The sequence below is a fragment of the Streptomyces sp. NPDC005302 genome (assembly GCF_040607345.1).
Lineage (GTDB): Bacteria > Actinomycetota > Actinomycetes > Streptomycetales > Streptomycetaceae > Streptomyces.
This window is the reverse complement of record NZ_JBEXGN010000014.1, coordinates 123,043-140,431: the sequence shown is the minus strand read 5'-3', so window position 1 is coordinate 140,431 and position 17,389 is coordinate 123,043. Positions and strand designations below refer to the sequence as shown.

The following is a 17,389-nucleotide window of genomic DNA, read 5'->3' as shown; positions in this document are numbered from 1 at the left end:
ACCGGGTGTATCGGGGTGAGGCGTGTCGGCAACATACCGAACAAAATTGTTGACAATCTTGTTGGTCTAGATTTACGTTCGACAGGCACTCACTCAGGGAGGGCGCAATGCAGAAGGAAGCCCGTCCAGGCACCGGCGAGCAGGCCAAGCAGCACGCGTTGGTGCAGTTGCGGCAGGCGATTCTGCGCGGAGAGATGGCACCGGCCCAACGGCTGGTGGAGAACGAACTCGCCGAGCAGTTCGGCGTCACCCGGGCCAGTACCCGGGCGGCGCTGATCGAGCTGGAGACGGAGGGACTGGTCGAGCGCATCCGCAACCGCGGATCGCGGGTCCGGGTCGTGACCGTCGAAGAGGCGGTCGCCATCACCGAGTGCCGGATGGCACTCGAAGGACTCTGCGCGGCCAAGGCGGCCGTCGCGGCGACCGACGACCAGCTGGCCGAACTGGCCGAACTGGGAGCGGCGATGTCCAAGGCGGTCGCCGACGGCGAGCCCGTGACCTACTCGGAGCTCAACCACGAAGTACACGCCCGGATCAGGGAGTTCTCCGGCCAGCGGACGGCCGTCGGGCTCCTGGAACGGCTCAACGCCCAACTGGTGCGCCATCGCTTCCAGTTGGCGCTGCGTCCCGGTCGTGCGCAGCAGTCCCTGAGTGAACACCTGGCCATGATCGAGGCGATCAGCGCCAGGGACCCGCAGGCGGCCGAAGCGGCCGTCCGCGCCCACCTCGGCAGCGTGATCGAAGCGCTGCGCGACTGACGTCCCGCGCGGCGACGCGCGGCACGACGGGCATCCGAGGCGGGCACGCACCTGTCCACCAAGGAGATCTCTGCCATGACGCACGGCGACGCGCCCGCCTCCCCAGAACCCACGGCCCCACCGGGCCGGGGTGCACCCTCCGCACGGTCGACCCTGGTCGTCACCGCGCACGCCGGGGACTTCGTGTGGCGGGCCGGCGGCGCCATCGCCCTGGCCACCTCCCGGGGCGAGCGGGTCACCATCGCCTGCCTCACCTTCGGCGAACGCGGTGAGTCCGCCAAGGCGTGGCGCGCCGGCCGGAACCTCGACGAGATCAAGGCGATACGCCGTGAGGAGGCGGAGAAGGCCGCCGCCACCCTCGGCGCCGAGGTCCGCTTCTTCGACGCGGGCGACTACCCGCTGACCCCCACCGCCGAGCTGACCGACCGTCTGGTGGCGGTCTACCGCGCGACCCAGCCGGACGTCGTGCTCACCCACCCCACCGAGGACCCGTACAACGGCGACCACCCGGCCGCCAACCGCATGGCGCTGGAGGCCCGCGTCCTCGCCCAGGCCATCGGCTACCCCGGCGAGGGCGAGATCATCGGCGCCCCGCCCGTCTTCTACTTCGAACCCCACCAGCCCGAGATGAGCGGGTTCCGGCCCGAAGTGCTGCTCGACATCACCGAGGTGTGGGAGACCAAGCGCCGGGCGATGGAGTGCCTCGGCGCCCAGCAGCACCTGTGGGACTACTACACCGACCTGGCCGTACGCCGGGGGGTGCAGCTCAAGCGCAACGCAGGACCCAACCTGGGTCTCGCCCACCGGACCATGGCCGAGGCGTACATGCGTCCCTACCCGCAGATCGCGAAGGAGCTGGCATGAGCGGCGTGATCGTCACCGGCCCGCCCAAGGCGGACGTGAAGGACGTCGAGGCGATCGCCGCGTACGGCACCGCCACCGTGCACGAGGCGATGGGCCGCACCGGGCTGCTCGGCACCCGGCTGCGCCCCGTCCAGCAGGGCATCCGCGTCGCCGGCACCGCGGTCACCGTGCTCTCCTGGCCCGGCGACAACCTCATGATCCACGCGGCGGTGGAGCAGTGCGGCGAGGGTGACGTCCTCGTCGTCACCACCACGTCCCCCTCCACGGACGGCATGTTCGGCGAACTGTTCGCCACCGCGCTCCAACGACGCGGTGTGCGCGGCCTGGTCATCGACGCCGGCGTCCGCGACACCGACGAACTGCGCACGATGGGCTTCCCCGCCTGGGCCGCCGCGGTCAGTCCGCAGGGCACGGTGAAGGCGACGGGCGGCTCCGTCAACGTCCCCGTCGTCCTCGGCGGCCAGATCGTCCGTCCCGGCGATGTGATCCTCGCCGACGACGACGGCGTGGTGTGCGTACCTCGTGAGGACGCCCGCCGCACCGCCGAGGCGTCGGAGGCCCGCGAGCGCAAGGAGGCACTGGCCCGCGCGGCCTTCCGGGAGGGCGAACTCGGCCTGGACCGCTACGGCTTGCGCGACACCCTGGCCCGCCTCGGCGTCACCTACACGCCCTACGACGCCTACGTCCGGGACGGAGCCGCGCCGTGAGCGGGCCGGAGGAGCTGCGCTGCATGCTCCTGCGCGGCGGCACCTCCAAGGGCGCCTACTTCCTGGCCGGGGACCTCCCCGCGGAACGGGCGGAGCGCGACGGCCTGCTGCTGCGCGTGATGGGCAGTCCCGACCCGCGCCAGATCGACGGTCTGGGCGGCGCGCACCCGTTGACCAGCAAGGTGGCCGTCGTCTCCGTGTCGGCCGACCCCGACGCCGACATCGACTACCTGTTCCTCCAAGTGGGCGTCGAACGAGCGGAGGTGTCGGACCGTCAGAACTGCGGCAACCTCCTCGCCGGAGTCGGTCCGTTCGCCGTCGAGCGCGGACTCGTCGAGCCGGGCCGGGGACACACCTCCGTACGGATCCGCATGGTCAACTCCGGTGACCTGGCGGTCGTGAGCTTCCCCACCGAGAACGGGCGCGTCGTCTACGCGGGCTCGGCCGAGATCTCCGGGGTGCCGGGGACCGCCGCGCCGGTGGTCGTCGAGTTCCCGCGGGGGAGCGGCCCGTTGCTCCCCACCGGCCGCGCCCGCGACACCGTCGCCGGCATCGACGTGACCTGCGTGGACAACGGGATGCCCACCGTGCTCGTCGCCGCGTCCGCGCTGGACGTCAGCGGGTACGAGGCTCCCAAGGACCTGGAGGAGGACCTCGCCCTGGCCGACCGGCTCCGCGAGATCCGTCTGGAGGCGGGCAAGCTGATGGGCCTCGGGGACGTCGAGAACGCCACCGTGCCCAAGGTGACGCTGCTGGCGCCGCCGCGCGCCGGGGGAGCCGTCGCCACCCGCACGTTCATCCCCGTGCGCTGCCACACCTCCATCGGCGTCCTCGGCGCCGCGAGCGTCGCGGCGGGGCTGCGCGTGGCGGGCGGCGTCGGCGGAACCGTGGCCCGGCTGCCCGAGCGCGGGGACCGGCTGCGGATCGAGCACCCGACCGGATTCCTCGACATCGAGTCCGGCCTCGCGTACGGGCCCGGAGGCGTCCCCGCGGCCGGGCGCACCGCGGTCGTCCGCACCGCACGCAAGATCTTCGACGGCACGGTCTTCCCCCGGCCGGCCGGAGCCGCACACCAACCCTGAGGAGGCCCCATGGCCCCGCCGCTCGGCGACATCGCCCACCTCGGGCACGTCGAACTGCTCACCCCCGACCTGGACGCCAGCGTCCGGTTCTTCACGGACTACCTCGGCCTGACCGAGAACGGCCGCTCCGGCGACTCCGTCTACCTGCGGACCTGGGACGACTACGAGCACCACAGTCTGACCCTCACCTCCCACTCCACCTCGGGCATCCGCCGCACCGCCCTGCGCGCCTCCAGCGAGGAGGCCCTCCGGCGCCGGGTCAAGGAGATCGAGAGCACCGGGCGGGAGGGCCGCTGGAGCGACGACGAGCCGGGCATCGGCCCCGTCTTCGTCACCACCGACCCCGACGGCCACGAACTCGCCCTGTACTGGGAGAGCGAGTGGTACCGCGCGCCGGAGCATCTGAAGCCGGGCCTGAAGAACCAGCCCCAGGCCAAGCCCGGCCACGGCGTCGGCGTGCGACGCCTGGACCACGTCAACTACCTCGCCGCCGACGTGGCGGCCTGCGGCGACTTCGTGCGGGACGCGCTCGGGGCCCGCCCGACCGAGCAGATCCAGCTGGACGGCGGCAGGATCGCCGCTCAGTGGCTGACGTTCAGCAACAAGTCGTACGACGTGGTCTACACGGAGGACTGGACGGGGTCGAACGGGCGGTTGCACCACATCGCCTTCGCCACCGACACCCGCGAGGACATCCTGCGCGCCGCCGATCTCGCGCTGGACACCGGCGTGTTCATCGAGACGGGCCCGCACAAGCACGCCGTCCAGCAGACGTTCTTCCTCTACGTGTACGAACCCGGCGGCAACCGCGTCGAGTTGTGCAACCCGCTCACCCGTCTCGTCCTCGCCCCCGACTGGCCTCTGGTGACCTGGACCGAGAACGAGCGGAAGAAGGGCCAGGCCTGGGGGCTGAAGACCATCGAGTCCTTCCACACCCACGGAACGCCGCCCATCGGCTGACCGGGGCCCGCCCTGACCCGCGGTCGTCCCCCGCTCGTCCACGGACCGGCGGCCATCCGGGGCCGGCTCGGGTCAGCTGTCGCCGACCGATCGGTTGAGCGAACAGAACAAGCCAGTACAGGCGTACGGGTGGCACCCGACTGCGTGCCGCCCGCGCCCATTTCATCTGCCTCTCAGCTCGTCGTGGCACCGTCGCGGGGGTGGCCTGATTCCCCTCTGGATTGTTGACAAAAGCGTTGACACTCCGGAGATCACTCCTTAGCGTCTAGCGCATCGCCGGGTCGGCCGCACGAGCCGCGCCGCCCCGCATCCCCGATCCCCTTCCAGGGCCCACACCTCCTGGACGAGAGGAAACAACGATGTCCTCCTCCCTCGCCCTGCCCGCGCGCGGCGGCAGCAGAATGGCCGCACTGGTCGTCGGTCTCTGCTGGCTGGTCGTCCTCTTCGACGGCCTCGACATGTTCATCTACGGTTCCGTGCTGCCGCACATGCTGGAGACGAAGGCGCTCGGCATCGACCCCGGCAAGGCCGGCGACGTCGGCTCCTACGCCACCTTCGGCATGCTGATCGGCGCCCTGTCCTCCGGCACGGTCAGCGACTGGGTCGGCCGCAAGAAGACGATCGTCGTGTCGACCGCCGTGTTCTCCCTGGCCTCCGCCGTCTGTGCCTCGGCGTCCAGCCTGGGCGTCTTCAGCCTCGGCCGCTTTCTCGCCGGTCTCGGCCTCGGCGGCCTGCTGCCCAGCGCGATCACGATGGTCACCGAGTACGCCCCGCGCGGTCACCGCGCCCTGATCGTGGGCTCCCTGATGACGGCCCACCAGGCGGGCGGCATCGTCGCCGGATTCGTCGCGCTCGGGACGGGCGACTGGCGGGTCTCGTTCTGGATCTGTGTCATACCGCTGTTCGTCGGTGTTCCGCTGGCCGTCCGGTTCCTGCCCGAGTCGATGGCCTTCCTCCAGGCCAAGGGCCGCACCGAGGAGGCCCGCGCGCTCGCCGACCGCTACGGCGTCGACCTCGCCGCCCGGGACAAGGAACGCCGGGCCACCGCCGACCGCTTCAGCGCCCTCACCGCCCTCTTCCGCGGCGGCCAGTGGGTCGAGACCCTGTTCTTCTGGCTCGCCTCCTTCGGCGGCCTCCTCCTCGTCTACGGCGTCTCGCAGTGGCTGCCCTCGCTGATGAAGGCCAACGGCTACAACCTCGGCTCCTCGATCGGCTTCGTCATCGTCATCAACCTCGGCGGCATCGTCGGCATGCTGATCGGCGGCCGGCTCACCGACCGGTTCGGCGGCTCGCTCATCTCCGCCATCTGGTTCGGCGCGACCGCCGTCGGCGTCTACTCCCTCAGCGTCAAGATGCCGCTGCCCCTCACGTACACCGTCGTCTTCCTGACCGGTCTGTTCCTCTTCAGCGCCCAGGCGATGATCTACGCGACGGTGGCGCACCGCTCCGAGGACGACAACCGCGCCACCGCGGTCGGCTGGACCTCGGGCATGGGCCGCTTCGGCGCCGTCTTCGGCCCCTGGCTGGGCGGGCAGCTCCTCGCCACCGGCTCGACCACCGCCGGCTTCACGGCGTTCGCCGCCGCCGGCGTCTTCTCCCTGGTGTTCGTCAGCCTGACCGGCCTGCGCCGCGTCAGGACGACACCCCCGGCCACCGCACCGCACCAGGAACTCACCACCACCGGCTGATCCCCGTCCAGGAGAGCAGGCGCCCGGGCGGCACCCGACGAGGGGTCCGCCCGGGCGCCCACGTCCCCGCGCCGCCGCGCGGCGGGTGCCGGGCCCCCCGCCGCGCCGCGCGGCCCGCAATCTCCGTTGCCCCGGAGGTCCCGGGGTGCTGGAGTGAGCCCATGGATCACGTAGCGGTACTTGCCCTGTTCGACCGGGACATGCGGGAGACGGCACGCCCTGACGCGCCGGGCGCCCGGATCGAGCGCGCCGGACGGGTGGTGCGCCAGGTCGGGGCCGAGGGCGGATGGAACGGGGTGATCTGGTCCGACCTCGACGGCACGAACGCCGACGCGGCCGTCGCCGAACAGATACGCCACTTCACCGGCCTCGGCCGGGAGTTCGAGTGGAAGCTGTACGGACACGATCGTCCGGAGGACCTCGGCAGGCGGCTGACGGCCGCCGGCTTCACCGCCCAGCCCGAGGAGACACTGATGATCGCGGAGCTGGGCGATCTGGAACTCGACGCCGAACCGCCCGAAGGCGTCAGCCTGTTGCCCGTCACCGACCGCGCCGGAGTCGACCTCGTGGCCGAGGTCCACCAGCAGGCCTTCGGAACGGACAGCACCCGCCTGCGTCACCAACTGCTCGCGCAGCTCACCGGCGACGCGGACACCGTGGTCGCCGTCGTGGCCCTCGCCGGTGACGTCCCCGTCAGCGCGGCCCGCATGGAACTCCTGCCCGGAGCGCGGTTCGCCGGACTGTGGGGCGGCGGCACCGTCGAGGCCTGGCGCGGCCGCGGCATCTACCGCGCCCTGGTCGCCCACCGCGCCCGCGTCGCGGCGGACCGCGGGTACCGCTATGTCCAGGTCGACGCCTCCAGCCAGAGCCGCCCGATCCTCGCCCGGCTCGGCTTCCAGCCGCTCACCACGACGACACCGTACGTCTACGAGGCGTGATGTCCGGCGCGGTGCCGGGGCGGCCGGGCGCCGATGTCACATCCAGGCCCCCGCGGTCCGTCGCATCGGCATGACCACGCACCAGAACATCCTCCTGGCCGGCGCGAGCGGAGTGCTCGGCCGGCACATCACCCGCGCACTGACCGAGGCGGGCCACACCGTCACCGGACTCGGCCGGGGCCCGGCCAACACGGTCCGCGCCGACATCCTGGACCGCGAGGCCACACTGCGCGCCGTCGACGGCCTGCACTACGACACCGTGGTCCTGGCCGCGACCGCCCTGAGCAGGGCACCTCTGCGCCACCGCGACATGCGGGCCACCGACGCCCTGCGCGTCGACGGCACCGCCCACCTCGTCGAGGCCGCCCGGGCCACCGGCGCCCGCCGGATCATCGCCGAGTCGATGGTCTTCGGCTACGGATACGGCGATCACGGCGACCACGTCCTCACCGAGGACGGTCCCTTCGGCCCCCCAGGAACCACCCCCGCGCTGGAACAGCACATCGCCGCCATGCGCATCAAGGAGCAACTCACCTTCGGAGCCACGGACATGGAGGGGATCGCCCTCCGCTTCGGCCTGTTCTACGGAGCCGGCGGCACGGACACCCTGCTGCCCATGCTGCGCCGAAGGCAGCTCCCCGTGGCCGACGACCACGGCCGGGTGCTGCCGTGGGTCGACCTGGCCGACGCGGCACGAGCGGTGGCCGCCGCCGTGGACCACGGCCGCCCCGGCCAGGCGTACAACGTCACCGACCGCACCCCGCTCGGTTTCGCCGCCCATGTCCGGTCCGTGGCCGAGGAGTTCGGCCTGCCGAAGCCGATGACCGTACCGCTGTGGACGATGCGGCCCCTGTCGTACGCGCACGTGATGATGCGGACGACCCTGCGCGCCTCCTCGGCGAAGGCGGAGCGTGAGCTGGGCTGGACGCCTCTCCACGCGTCGAGCCGGGACGGCCTCGCCGCACTCGGGGCGGCGGCCCGGGAGCACGTCAGAGATCCCGCTGGTACTCCACGGCCCGATGCGTCGGCAGGTAGCCCAGGGCGTCGTTGATCGCGAGCATGGGCGCGTTGCTGTCGGCCGTGTCCGTGAGCAGGCCCGACAGTTCCGGATACCGCGCACGGGCCAGCCGGATCGACTCGGCCTTCATCCACAGGCCGAGCCCGTGGCCCCGGTGTTCGGGCAGGACGCCCGTCCCGTAGTGCTGTGCGTCGCCCCGGCCGTCGCCGGGCACCACGAGCTCCGAGAACCCGACGACCGACTCGTCCGAGCGGTCCAGCACGGCGACGGTGTGGAGGGCCTCGCCGCGCTTGAGCACGGCCTCGGCCACGGCCACCACCCGGTCCACGTCCCAGACGACGGTCCCGTAGTCGGTCTCCTCCATCGGCATGTCGTCCATGGCCCGCCGCGACAGGGCGAAGCCGGCGGCGAGCGCCGGCGGGACCACACCGTCCCAGTGCGTCAACGCGTATCCCGGATGCGGGCGTTCGGCGACCGCGTCGATCTGGGTGAGGTCGAGGTCCGGCAGCGGGAGTCGCGCGTAGGTCAGCGCCAGCACCCGGCGGAAGCCCCGCGCGGCGAGGAACAGGTCACCGGGGGAGCCGGTCCCGGCCTGGGCGACCAGTGACCGCCGTCCGTCGGCCCGTGCCGCCGCCGTCGCCGCGTCCAGGAGGGCGCCGCCCACGCCGCGGCGCCGCTCGGCGGCGTGCACGGCGATCTCCAGCTCGGCGAGGTGCCGGCGGCCCTCGTCGGTGAACAGCCGGACGTACGCCGAGCCCAGCGGTGCTCCTTCGGCGTCCGAGGCCAGCCAGGCCAGGCGGCGGCTGGACGCGGCGGGCTCGGGATCGGTCAACGGGGTGATGCGCGGCGGCAAGGTCGCTCCGGGGTGTCGGGCGTGCGGGTGGGAAGCCCGCAGAACGTAGCCGCACGGGGGAGCGCTCCGCAACGGAATTGACGGGAGCCCGCACGAGCGGCCCCGGCGGGCCGGAGCGGCCGCCGCGCCCGCTCGCTCGGACTCCCGTCAATTCCGTGTCGGTGGCGCCCGCTCAGCGGCGCGCCCTCGTCCGGTCCAGGGCCGCGACGCCCACGGCCGCGAGGCCGATCTGGATGAGCCACTCGATCCAGTCGACTCCCTTGGTGTCGGCCACGCCGAACGCGGCGGCCACGCCCGACCCGATGAACGCGGCCACGATGCCGACCACGATCGTCAGCAGGATGCCGATGCGCTGGCGGCCCGGCACGACGAGCCGGCCCAGTATGCCGATGATGATGCCGATGACGATGGCGCTGATGATGCCTGAGATCTCCATCTCCGCCCCTCCAGGTGGGTCTGTCGCCGCTATGTATCTGCCCTCCGCGGGCGGCGGCCAGTCCGCTTCGGGCCGGGCGCCGTGTCACAGAGCGGCCGATGCCCCCGCCGACCCATATTTTGGTCATGTACCGTTCAATCGCCTGTCGTGCCGGGGACGGTCAACTACCGTTCTACGCGCGCAGACTTGGCGCCCGCACGGCCTCTCCCCACCCCGACGGAGGTTTGCAGGATGCTCGGACTCGGAAGATCCCCCCGCATCACCACGGCAGTCGCCGTGTTCGGACTGCTCGTCACGAGCGCCGCCGTCCAGGCGGCGGCCGTCGCCCCGGCCCACGCGGCCACCCCCCACCGCGTCCTGTTCGACAACGGCCACGCCGAGACCGCGGGCAACGCCGACTGGATCATCTCCACCAGCCAGCCCGACCCCCTCGGACAGGACTCGACCCCGTCCGCCGAGACCGACTGGACCGGGGCGTTGTCCTCGTGGGGCGTCGCCCTTCAGAAGACGGGCGACTACAGCCTCAAGACGCTGCCTTCGGGATCGAGCCTGACCTACGGCGGCACGGCCGCGACCGACCTGTCGAACGTCGACGAACTGGTCCTGCCCGAGCCCAACACGCTCTTCACCACCGCCGAGAAGACCGCCATCATGACGTTCGTCAAGAACGGCGGCGGCCTGTTCATGATCTCCGACCACACCGGTGCCGACCGCAACAACGACGGCTACGACGCGGTCGAGGTGCTCAACGACCTGATGAGCAACAACAGCGTCGACAGCACCGATCCGTTCGGCTTCGCCATCGACTCGCTGAGCATCGGCTCGGACTACCCCGCCGCGGTCGGCGACAGCGCCAACGCGATCCTGCACGGCGCGCACGGCACCGTCACCAAGAGCCTCATCGCGAGCGGGACGACGGTCACCCTCAAGCCCGCCGACAACGCGGCCGTCAAGGGCCTGCTGTACCGCACCGGTTACTCCGGGAACACCGGCGCCTTCTTCGCGACCAGCACCTTCGGCAGCGGCAAGGTGGCCTTCTGGGGCGACAGTTCACCGATCGACGACGGCACCGGCCAGTCCGGCAACACCCTCTACGACGGCTGGAACGACACCGGCGCCACCAACGCCGCACTCGCTCTCAACGCCACCGACTGGCTCGCCGGCACCAGCAGCGGCGGTGGCGGTGGCGGCGGCGGGTCCTGCACGGCCGCCCAACTGCTGGCCAACCAGGGGTTCGAGTCCGGCGCGACGTCCTGGACCGCGACCAGCGGCGTGATCACCGACAGCTCCGGTGAAGCGGCCCGCACGGGCACGTACAAGGCCTGGCTGAACGGCTACGGCTCGGCCAACACCGACACGCTCTCCCAGTCGGTCACGATCCCCACCGGCTGCTCCGCCACGCTGAGCTTCCATCTCCACGTCGACACGGCCGAGACGACCACGACCACCGCGTACGACACCCTCAAGGCCCAGATCGTCAACGGCTCCGGCACCGTGCTGGCGACCCTCGCCACGTACTCCAACCTGAGCGCCGCCTCGGGCTTCACGCAGCGGACCTTCAACCTGGGCACCACGTACGCCGGACAGACGGTCGGCGTCAGGTTCACCGGTACGGAGGGCTCCACCCTGCAGACGTCGTTCGTCCTCGACGACACGGCACTCGACGTGAGCTGAACGGACAGCGGTTCGTCCTGGGGGCGGGTCCGGCGCCGGGCCCGCCCCCGCGTGCCGATCGCCGCCCGGCCGTCCGCGCCGGCCGCGGCTCAGGGCGCCGAGCGGCGTTCGAACACCACGTCGCGAGCCGTGCCCAGTGCCGTGGCCACCGCGCCGAGCAGGACCGCGTCCTCGCCCAGCCGTCCCGGCACGAGCCTCGGGCGCAGCGGCGTGAGGGTGCGCAGGGTCTCGCTGACCGGCGCGAGCAGCAGGTCGACGCTGTGGCCGACGCCGCCGCCGAGCACCACCAGGTCGGGGTCGAGCACCGCGGCCGCCGCGGCCACCGTGTGCGCGATCCGCTCGCCTTCGAGGCGGACCGCCTCCACCGCGGCCGGGTGTCCCTCGCGCGCCGCGTCGAAGACCGTCTTCGCGGTGAGGTGCCCGGTCATGCCGAAATGCCGCGCCGCCTCGACCACGGCCACGCCGGACACCGCGTCCTCCAGCGTCTCGGGCTTGTGCCGCCCGGGCCAGGGCAGGAAGCCGATCTCGCCGGCCCCGCCGTGCGCCCCCGTGAACAGCCGCCCCTCGCTGACGACCCCCATGCCGAGACCCGTGCCGATCATGATGTAGGCGAAGAGCCGGCTGCCCGCCCCGACCCCGTAGGTGTACTCGCCGAGCGCCGCGAGGTTGGCGTCGTTGTGCACCTCCAGCGGGATGCCCAACTCGTCGCGCATCCGGTCGAAGAGGCCGGCCCGACCCCAGCCGGGAAGGTGCATCGCGTACCGGACGCGGCCCTGTTTCTCGTCGTACACGCCCGGCGTGCCGACCACCGCGTGGGCCACGTCCCGCGCACCGGAGTCCGCGACGACCTGACGGGCGGTGGCGACCACCAGGTCGGCCATCGCCCCTGAGGTGCGGGCGCGGTTGCGGACATCGGCGCGGGCGACGACCGAGCCGTCGAGGTCGGCGACCGCGAGACGCAGCCAGCTGCGGCCGATGTCGATGCCGAGCGCGTAGCCGGCCGCGGGGTCGGGCGCGTACAGCACGGCCACCCGGCCGCGCTCCGGCGCGTGGGTGCCGACCTCGTGGACGAGCCCCGCCCCCTCCAGGGCCGCGAGCGCGCTGGAGACCGTGGGTTTGGACAGGCCGGTCTCCCGGGCGAGCTGGGCCCGGGAGGCGGCCCCGCCGGTGCGCAGCCGGTCGAGGAGCAGACGTTCGTTGGTGCTGCGCAGCCGCTTGCGGTTCCAGGTCGGTTCGGGCTGCTCTGCGGAGTCGCTGGCGGGCATCGCACCATTCTCACGCATTCATGACACCCCCTTGACGCATCTAGTAAGGCTCCTTAACTTTATCGGCCGGTCGACGTTCGCGTTCAGCCCCGGCCTGTCGGGGCGAGCGCACGCCGGCCGGTCACCCGTCGTGCCCGATCCGCCCCGGCGGCCGTCGTCCCGGCGGACCGTCACCCCGTACCGCTCGCCGTGCCGTGTCCCGAGGAGGACCCATGTCCGGTAGCCCGCCACCCGACGGCGGATTCGTCCGCCGCGTCGGCCTGTTCCAGGCCACCGCCATCAACATGAGCCAGATGTGCGGCATCGGGCCGTTCGTGACGATCCCGCTGATGGTCGCCGCGTTCGGCGGCCCGCAGGCGGTCATCGGCTTCGTCGCGGGCGCCGTGCTCGCGCTCGCCGACGGACTCATCTGGGCCGAACTGGGCGCCTCCATGCCCGGCTCCGGCGGCAGTTACGTCTATCTGCGCCAGGCCTTCCAGTACCGCACCGGACGCCTGATGCCGTTCCTGTTCGTGTGGACGGCGATGCTCTTCATCCCGTTGATCATGTCCACCGGCGTGGTCGGATTCGTCCAGTACCTGGGCTACCTGGCCCCCGGCATGGGGCGCACCACCGGCGACCTCGTCGGGCTCGCGGTCATCCTGCTCGTCGTCCTGCTGCTCTGGCGCGGGATCGAGCACATCGCCCGGATCACCGCCGTCATGTGGGCCGTGATGATCACCTCCGTCCTCCTGGTGATCATCGCCGCGGCGACGAACTTCAGCGCCCACCTGGCCTTCACGTACCCGGCGCACGCCTTCGACCTCTCGGGCAGCCACTTCTGGATCGGCTTCGCCGCGGGCCTGACCATCGGCATCTACGACTACCTCGGCTACAACACGACCGCGTACATGGGCGCCGAGATCAAGGACCCCGGCCGCATCCTGCCCCGCTCGGTCATCTTCTCGATCCTCGGCATCATGGCCATCTACCTGTTGCTCCAGATCGGCACCCTCGGCGTCGTCGACTGGCACCGGATGACCGACCCCGGCGACATCGCCTCCACCTCCGTGGCCTCGGCCGTGCTGGAGGAGACCTGGGGCAAGGGCGCGGCGGACACGGTCACCGTCCTCATCCTGATCACCGCGTTCGCCTCGGTCTTCACGGGGCTGCTGGGCGGCTCACGGGTGCCCTACGACGCCGCCCGCGACCGCGTCTTCTTCCGCCCCTACGCGAAGCTGCACCCGAAGCACCGCTTCCCGATGCTGAGCCTGGCCACCATGGGAGTGATCACCGCCATCGGGTTCCTCATCGGCCGCCACACCGATCTCGCCACCCTGATCCAGCTGCTGACCACCGTCATGGTGATCGTCCAGGCCCTCGCCCAGATCGTCGCCCTGTCGGTGCTGCGCAGGCGGCAGCCGGGACTGCGGCGCCCGTACCGGATGTGGCTCTACCCGGTGCCGAGCGTCCTCGCCCTCGTCGGCTGGCTCACCATCTACGGCTACGCCGACAAGAACTCCCCGGGCCGCCACCCCATCGAGTGGTCGCTGGCCTGGCTCCTTCTCGGGCTGGTGGCCTTCGTCGTCTGGGCGCGCCTGGAGAAGGTGTGGCCGTTCGGCCCGAAGGAGATCACCGAGGAGTACCTGACGGCACCCGCCCCGGAGACGGAACCCGCCGGCGCGTGAGGGCGCGGACGCCTCCGGACGACGGACACCGGGGGCGTCCCACCTGTTCCGGTGGGCTGGGGGAGAGCGGTTCCGGGGCACACCGGCCGAAGCGGCCCCGTACGGCCCGGCGCGGCACGAACACCTGAGTGCCGGGCCGCGGACGGCGGTTCGGCCCGGCGTCCGGCGGGAGCCCGAGCGCATCGGAGCCCCTGTGGGCGCAGGCCGTCACCCGTTCGGTCCCTCGCCGTCCCTGGAACGGCTCCAGGTCCGCAGGACGACGTCACGGCCCTTCGCCGTACGGACCACCGGATCGTCGTCGGCCAGGACGAAACCCGCCGACCTGGCGACCCCTTCGCTCGCGGCGTTCCCGTCCTCGATGCACAGCACGACGCGCCGCCCGCCGACATACCGGTGGGCGAAGTCCACGGCGAGCCGGACCGCGCGGGTCGCGAGCCCCCGCCCGCGGTGGGCGGCCCCCACTCCGTACGCGAGCTCGACATCGCGCTCGTCGCCCGAACCGGGAAACAGCAGGATCTCCCCCCGGGGCAGCTCACCGTCCGTGGTGATGGCCAGTTGGACGGCCCGCCCCTCCGCACTCTTCTGCTCGGCGGCCGCCAGGTAGGCGAGTGCCGCCGCGGTGTCGAACGGTGAGGCGACCGGAGTCCACCGGTCGATCTCGGGATCGTCGTAGAGGGCGACGAGATCCGCCACGTCGTCGTCGGACCATTCGCGCAGGAGCAGCCCCAGTCCGTCGATACGCAGTGGCCCGGGGAAGTGGAACGTCGGTCGGCTGTTCATCGGACGATCCTTACGCGTCGGGCGGGGGCGGCCAAGGGCGCCTCGTGGGGCACGCCACCCGGGCCGGGGACTGTCGGGATGCGCGGAGGCATGGCCAGGATGGACCCTGGACTTGTTCGGATCATCGGGAGGCCGTGATGTTCGTCCCTTTGGGGGCCCGTGATTTCCTGGACCGCGCCGTCACCGTGTACGGCGACCGTGTCGGCGTCGTCGACGAACCGGACCAGCCCGCCGAGGTCTGGGAGGGGCTGACGTACCGGCGCGTCGGGGAGCTGGCCGGAGCCCAGGCCGCCGGGCTCGACGCCCTCGGTGTCCCGCACGGCGCGCGGGTCGCCGTCGTCTCGCCCAACAGTGCCCGGCTGCTCACCTCGTTCTTCGGCGTCAGCGGCCACGGCCGGGTCCTCGTGCCGGTCAACTTCCGTCTGACGGCGGACGAGGTGAGCTTCGTCGTCGAGCACTCGGGGGCGGACGTCCTGCTCGTCGACCCCGAACTCGCCGACCGTTTCGAGGGCGTCGCCTGCAAGCACCGCTTCACCCTCGGGGCCGCGACGGACGCCGAACTGTACCGCTTCGACACGGAACCGGCCCCCTGGGACGCGGACGAGAACGCCACCGCGACGATCAACTACACCAGCGGCACGACCGCGCGGCCCAAGGGTGTCCAGATCACCCACCGCAACATCTGGATCAACGCCACGACCTTCGCCCTGCACGCGGGCGTCACCGACCGCGACGTGTACCTGCACACCCTTCCGATGTTCCACGCGAACGGCTGGGGAATGCCGTTCGCCATGGCGGGCCTGGGCGTTCCCCAGGTCGTCCTGCGCAAGGTCGACGGGACGGAGATCCTGCGCCGCGTCGCCGAGCACGGCGTCACCGTGATGTGCGCCGCGCCCGCCGTCGTCAACGCCGTTCTGGCCGCCGCCGGTTCGTGGGAGGGCGAGATCCCCGGCCGTGACCGGGTCCGCATCATCGTCGCCGGTGCGCCGCCGCCGACGAAGACCGTGGCACGGGTCGAGTCCGAACTGGGCTGGGAGTTCATCCAGATCTACGGCCTCACCGAGACCTCGCCGCTGCTCACCGTCAACCGCTCGCGGTCCGAGTGGGACGAACTCGCGCCGCAGGAACGGGCGGAGAAGCTGGTGCGCGCCGGTGCCCCGGCCCTGGGCGTCACCCTGCGCATCTCCGCCGACGACGAGATCCTCGCGCGCTCCAACGTCGTCCTGGAGGGCTACTGGGAGCAGCCCGAGGAGAGTGAACGGGCCCTGGCCGACGGCTGGTTCCACACCGGTGACGGTGGATCGATCGGCGAGGACGGCTATCTGACGATCAGTGACCGCAAGAAGGACGTGATCATCACCGGCGGTGAGAACGTGTCCTCCATCGAGGTGGAGGACACGCTCTTCAGTCACCCCGCCGTCGCCGAGGTCGCGGTGATCGGCGTACCCCACGAGAAGTGGGGCGAGACCGTCATGGCCCTGGTGGTGCTCGCGCCGGACGCGGCCGTGACCGAGGACAAACTGATCCAGTACTGCAAGGAGCGACTCGCCGGGTTCAAGGCGCCCACCTCGGTCGAGTTCCGGGACCAGCTGGCGCGCACCGCCACCGGCAAACTCCAGAAGTACAAGCTGCGCCGGCCGTACTGGGAGGGGCGCGACCGGGGCGTCAACTGACCGCGTACGGAACGGACGAGCCGAGGAAGCCATGACCGACAAGCCGGAGTTCGTGTACGTCACCTACATCCGCGGCGCCGCCGAGAAGGTCTGGGACGCGCTCACCGACCCCGAGCTCACAGCGGCCTACTGGGGCCACAGCAACGTCTCCCCGGACTGGCGGCCGGGCTCGCGCTGGGAGCACCGGCGAACGGACGGTTCCGGCATCGCCGACGTGGTCGGCACGGTGGTGGAGAGCGAGCGGCCGACCCGGCTGGTCACCACCTGGGCCGCTCCCGCCGACGAGGGGGACGAGGACGCGTACAGCCGTGTCACCTTCGTCGTCGAGCCGCACGCCGACATCGTCCGGCTGACGGTGACCCACGAGGACCTGCCGGACGAGGACACGCGACGCGAGGCGGCCTCCGGCTGGGCGGCGGTCCTGTCCAACCTGAAGTCCCTGCTGGAGACCGGCAGTCCGCTCCCGCAGGAACCGTGGCTCATGCCGCGCGGCTGAGGCGGCCGGGTCCCGGCGCGACGGCCGGCCCGCCTCGACGGCGGGCCGGCCGGACCTTCCCTTCGCTGCTCGGTCGCGTGACCTGAGAGGCGCTACCTCCGGGCGCCTCTGGTCGCCGTGAGCGCGCACACGGCTCCGAGGGCCACGGCGAGCGCGCCGATGATGATGCTGTTGACCACCACTCCGGTGTCCGGGCTGGAGCCGACGATCCACGGCGAGATGATCATCCACGCGCCCATCGCGCAGATCGCCCAGCTGAGGCCGTACATCCGTTCCGGTGTGACGGTGAACCCGAGGGCCAGCAGCGCTATCGCGATGCCCATGATCAGGTTGTGGGTCACCAGCGCGGGCTGGCTCGACGTGTAGTGCAGGATCCACGGCGACACGGCGCAGTAAAGGCCGAGCAGGAACACCGGCCCGTCCACCAGCGCGACGTCGCGGCCGCCCATCACGCGGTCGTACCTGGCACGCATCTCCGATGCGTCGGGGTGGCCGGTGATGTCGCCGGTGTGATGCGAGACGTTGGCCAT

16 protein-coding genes and 1 pseudogene are annotated in these 17,389 nt (G+C 71.7%); 12 read left to right on the top strand and 5 right to left on the bottom strand.

From position 1 onward, the window contains the following. Nucleotides 1-107 precede the first annotated feature (107 nt). The 8 genes from ABZT74_RS21835 to ABZT74_RS21800 all read left to right on the top strand — a co-directional run bounded on the left by ABZT74_RS21835 (nucleotide 108) and on the right by ABZT74_RS21800 (nucleotide 8,048). Nucleotides 108-758 (top strand): GntR family transcriptional regulator, encoded by a 651-nt coding sequence (locus ABZT74_RS21835; protein ID WP_355872563.1) that lies wholly within the window; start codon nucleotides 108-110, stop codon nucleotides 756-758. A 75-nt stretch (nucleotides 759-833) separates the two neighbouring features. Beyond that, nucleotides 834-1,622 carry a PIG-L deacetylase family protein gene (locus tag ABZT74_RS21830; RefSeq protein WP_355872561.1) on the top strand — a complete coding sequence of 263 codons (789 nt, stop codon included), beginning with the start codon at nucleotides 834-836 and terminating at the stop codon, nucleotides 1,620-1,622. Continuing rightward, the gene (locus ABZT74_RS21825; protein WP_355872559.1) at nucleotides 1,619-2,329 is read left to right on the top strand and encodes a 4-carboxy-4-hydroxy-2-oxoadipate aldolase/oxaloacetate decarboxylase; all 711 of its coding nucleotides are present in this window, start codon (nucleotides 1,619-1,621) and stop codon (nucleotides 2,327-2,329) included. The genes ABZT74_RS21830 and ABZT74_RS21825 overlap by 4 nt, the downstream gene beginning before the upstream one ends. Next, nucleotides 2,326-3,411, top strand: coding sequence for a 4-oxalomesaconate tautomerase (locus tag ABZT74_RS21820; RefSeq protein WP_356437302.1), 1,086 nt, complete (start codon nucleotides 2,326-2,328; stop codon nucleotides 3,409-3,411). Before ABZT74_RS21825 ends, ABZT74_RS21820 begins: the two co-directional genes overlap by 4 nt. Before the next feature lie 9 nt (nucleotides 3,412-3,420). Continuing rightward, nucleotides 3,421-4,371: a catechol 2,3-dioxygenase gene (locus ABZT74_RS21815; protein ID WP_356437299.1), complete on the top strand. Its 951-nt coding sequence runs from the start codon at nucleotides 3,421-3,423 to the stop codon at nucleotides 4,369-4,371. A 359-nt stretch (nucleotides 4,372-4,730) separates the two neighbouring features. Then, a complete protein-coding gene (locus ABZT74_RS21810; protein ID WP_356437296.1) occupies nucleotides 4,731-6,059 on the top strand; it encodes an MFS transporter in 1,329 nt (442 codons plus the stop codon). Nucleotides 6,060-6,220: 161 nt separating this feature from the next. Then, nucleotides 6,221-6,997 (top strand): GNAT family N-acetyltransferase, encoded by a 777-nt coding sequence (locus ABZT74_RS21805; RefSeq protein WP_356437293.1) that lies wholly within the window; start codon nucleotides 6,221-6,223, stop codon nucleotides 6,995-6,997. 70 nt (nucleotides 6,998-7,067) lie between these two features. Next, the gene (locus ABZT74_RS21800; RefSeq protein ID WP_356437290.1) at nucleotides 7,068-8,048 is read left to right on the top strand and encodes an NAD(P)-dependent oxidoreductase; all 981 of its coding nucleotides are present in this window, start codon (nucleotides 7,068-7,070) and stop codon (nucleotides 8,046-8,048) included. Here the strand turns inward: ABZT74_RS21800 and ABZT74_RS21795 are convergent. Further along, complete coding sequence (locus ABZT74_RS21795) at nucleotides 7,987-8,868, bottom strand: GNAT family N-acetyltransferase (protein WP_356437287.1); 882 nt, start codon at nucleotides 8,866-8,868, stop codon at nucleotides 7,987-7,989. The genes ABZT74_RS21800 and ABZT74_RS21795 overlap by 62 nt on opposite strands. A gap of 172 nt (nucleotides 8,869-9,040) precedes the next feature. Continuing rightward, the gene (locus ABZT74_RS21790; RefSeq protein WP_355884296.1) at nucleotides 9,041-9,304 is read right to left on the bottom strand and encodes a GlsB/YeaQ/YmgE family stress response membrane protein; all 264 of its coding nucleotides are present in this window, start codon (nucleotides 9,302-9,304) and stop codon (nucleotides 9,041-9,043) included. 231 nt (nucleotides 9,305-9,535) lie between these two features. Here ABZT74_RS21790 and ABZT74_RS21785 point away from each other — a divergent pair, with 231 nt between their 5' ends. Then, complete coding sequence (locus tag ABZT74_RS21785) at nucleotides 9,536-10,978, top strand: hydrolase (RefSeq protein WP_356437285.1); 1,443 nt, start codon at nucleotides 9,536-9,538, stop codon at nucleotides 10,976-10,978. Between the two features lie 89 nt (nucleotides 10,979-11,067). On the opposite strand, the gene ABZT74_RS21780 is transcribed toward ABZT74_RS21785, so the two are convergent. Then, on the bottom strand, nucleotides 11,068-12,243 hold the full coding sequence (locus ABZT74_RS21780; protein ID WP_355884299.1) for an ROK family transcriptional regulator: 1,176 nt from the start codon (nucleotides 12,241-12,243) through the stop codon (nucleotides 11,068-11,070). A gap of 212 nt (nucleotides 12,244-12,455) precedes the next feature. On the opposite strand from ABZT74_RS21780, the gene ABZT74_RS21775 reads away from it, so the two are divergent. After that, the gene (locus ABZT74_RS21775) at nucleotides 12,456-13,910 is read left to right on the top strand and encodes an APC family permease (RefSeq protein ID WP_356437283.1); all 1,455 of its coding nucleotides are present in this window, start codon (nucleotides 12,456-12,458) and stop codon (nucleotides 13,908-13,910) included. 207 nt (nucleotides 13,911-14,117) lie between these two features. On the opposite strand, the gene ABZT74_RS21770 is transcribed toward ABZT74_RS21775, so the two are convergent. Further along, nucleotides 14,118-14,690 (bottom strand): GNAT family N-acetyltransferase, encoded by a 573-nt coding sequence (locus ABZT74_RS21770; RefSeq protein ID WP_356437281.1) that lies wholly within the window; start codon nucleotides 14,688-14,690, stop codon nucleotides 14,118-14,120. A 137-nt stretch (nucleotides 14,691-14,827) separates the two neighbouring features. Here ABZT74_RS21770 and ABZT74_RS21765 point away from each other — a divergent pair, with 137 nt between their 5' ends. Then, nucleotides 14,828-16,363: an AMP-binding protein gene (locus ABZT74_RS21765; protein ID WP_356437279.1), complete on the top strand. Its 1,536-nt coding sequence runs from the start codon at nucleotides 14,828-14,830 to the stop codon at nucleotides 16,361-16,363. Nucleotides 16,364-16,379: 16 nt separating this feature from the next. After that, a pseudogene (locus ABZT74_RS21760) lies at nucleotides 16,380-16,859 on the top strand (SRPBCC family protein); the annotation flags it as partial. 92 nt (nucleotides 16,860-16,951) lie between these two features. On the opposite strand, the gene ABZT74_RS21755 reads toward ABZT74_RS21760, so the two are convergent. Continuing rightward, complete coding sequence (locus ABZT74_RS21755; protein WP_355884307.1) at nucleotides 16,952-17,389, bottom strand: SPW repeat protein; 438 nt, start codon at nucleotides 17,387-17,389, stop codon at nucleotides 16,952-16,954.

What these genes read in the sequence shown, in the direction of transcription:
- ABZT74_RS21835 (WP_355872563.1), top strand. Translation starts at nt 108, where the DNA reads ATGCAGAAGGAAGCCCGTCCAGGCACCGGCGAGCAGGCCAAGCAGCAC.
- ABZT74_RS21830 (WP_355872561.1), top strand. Translation starts at nt 834, where the DNA reads ATGACGCACGGCGACGCGCCCGCCTCCCCAGAACCCACGGCCCCACCG.
- ABZT74_RS21825 (WP_355872559.1), top strand. Translation starts at nt 1,619, where the DNA reads ATGAGCGGCGTGATCGTCACCGGCCCGCCCAAGGCGGACGTGAAGGAC.
- ABZT74_RS21815 (WP_356437299.1), top strand. Translation starts at nt 3,421, where the DNA reads ATGGCCCCGCCGCTCGGCGACATCGCCCACCTCGGGCACGTCGAACTG.
- ABZT74_RS21810 (WP_356437296.1), top strand. Translation starts at nt 4,731, where the DNA reads ATGTCCTCCTCCCTCGCCCTGCCCGCGCGCGGCGGCAGCAGAATGGCC.
- ABZT74_RS21805 (WP_356437293.1), top strand. Translation starts at nt 6,221, where the DNA reads ATGGATCACGTAGCGGTACTTGCCCTGTTCGACCGGGACATGCGGGAG.
- ABZT74_RS21800 (WP_356437290.1), top strand. Translation starts at nt 7,068, where the DNA reads ATGACCACGCACCAGAACATCCTCCTGGCCGGCGCGAGCGGAGTGCTC.
- ABZT74_RS21790 (WP_355884296.1), bottom strand. Translation starts at nt 9,304, where the DNA reads ATGGAGATCTCAGGCATCATCAGCGCCATCGTCATCGGCATCATCATC.
- ABZT74_RS21785 (WP_356437285.1), top strand. Translation starts at nt 9,536, where the DNA reads ATGCTCGGACTCGGAAGATCCCCCCGCATCACCACGGCAGTCGCCGTG.
- ABZT74_RS21780 (WP_355884299.1), bottom strand. Translation starts at nt 12,243, where the DNA reads ATGCCCGCCAGCGACTCCGCAGAGCAGCCCGAACCGACCTGGAACCGC.
- ABZT74_RS21775 (WP_356437283.1), top strand. Translation starts at nt 12,456, where the DNA reads ATGTCCGGTAGCCCGCCACCCGACGGCGGATTCGTCCGCCGCGTCGGC.
- ABZT74_RS21770 (WP_356437281.1), bottom strand. Translation starts at nt 14,690, where the DNA reads ATGAACAGCCGACCGACGTTCCACTTCCCCGGGCCACTGCGTATCGAC.
- ABZT74_RS21765 (WP_356437279.1), top strand. Translation starts at nt 14,828, where the DNA reads ATGTTCGTCCCTTTGGGGGCCCGTGATTTCCTGGACCGCGCCGTCACC.
- ABZT74_RS21755 (WP_355884307.1), bottom strand. Translation starts at nt 17,389, where the DNA reads ATGGCCAACGTCTCGCATCACACCGGCGACATCACCGGCCACCCCGAC.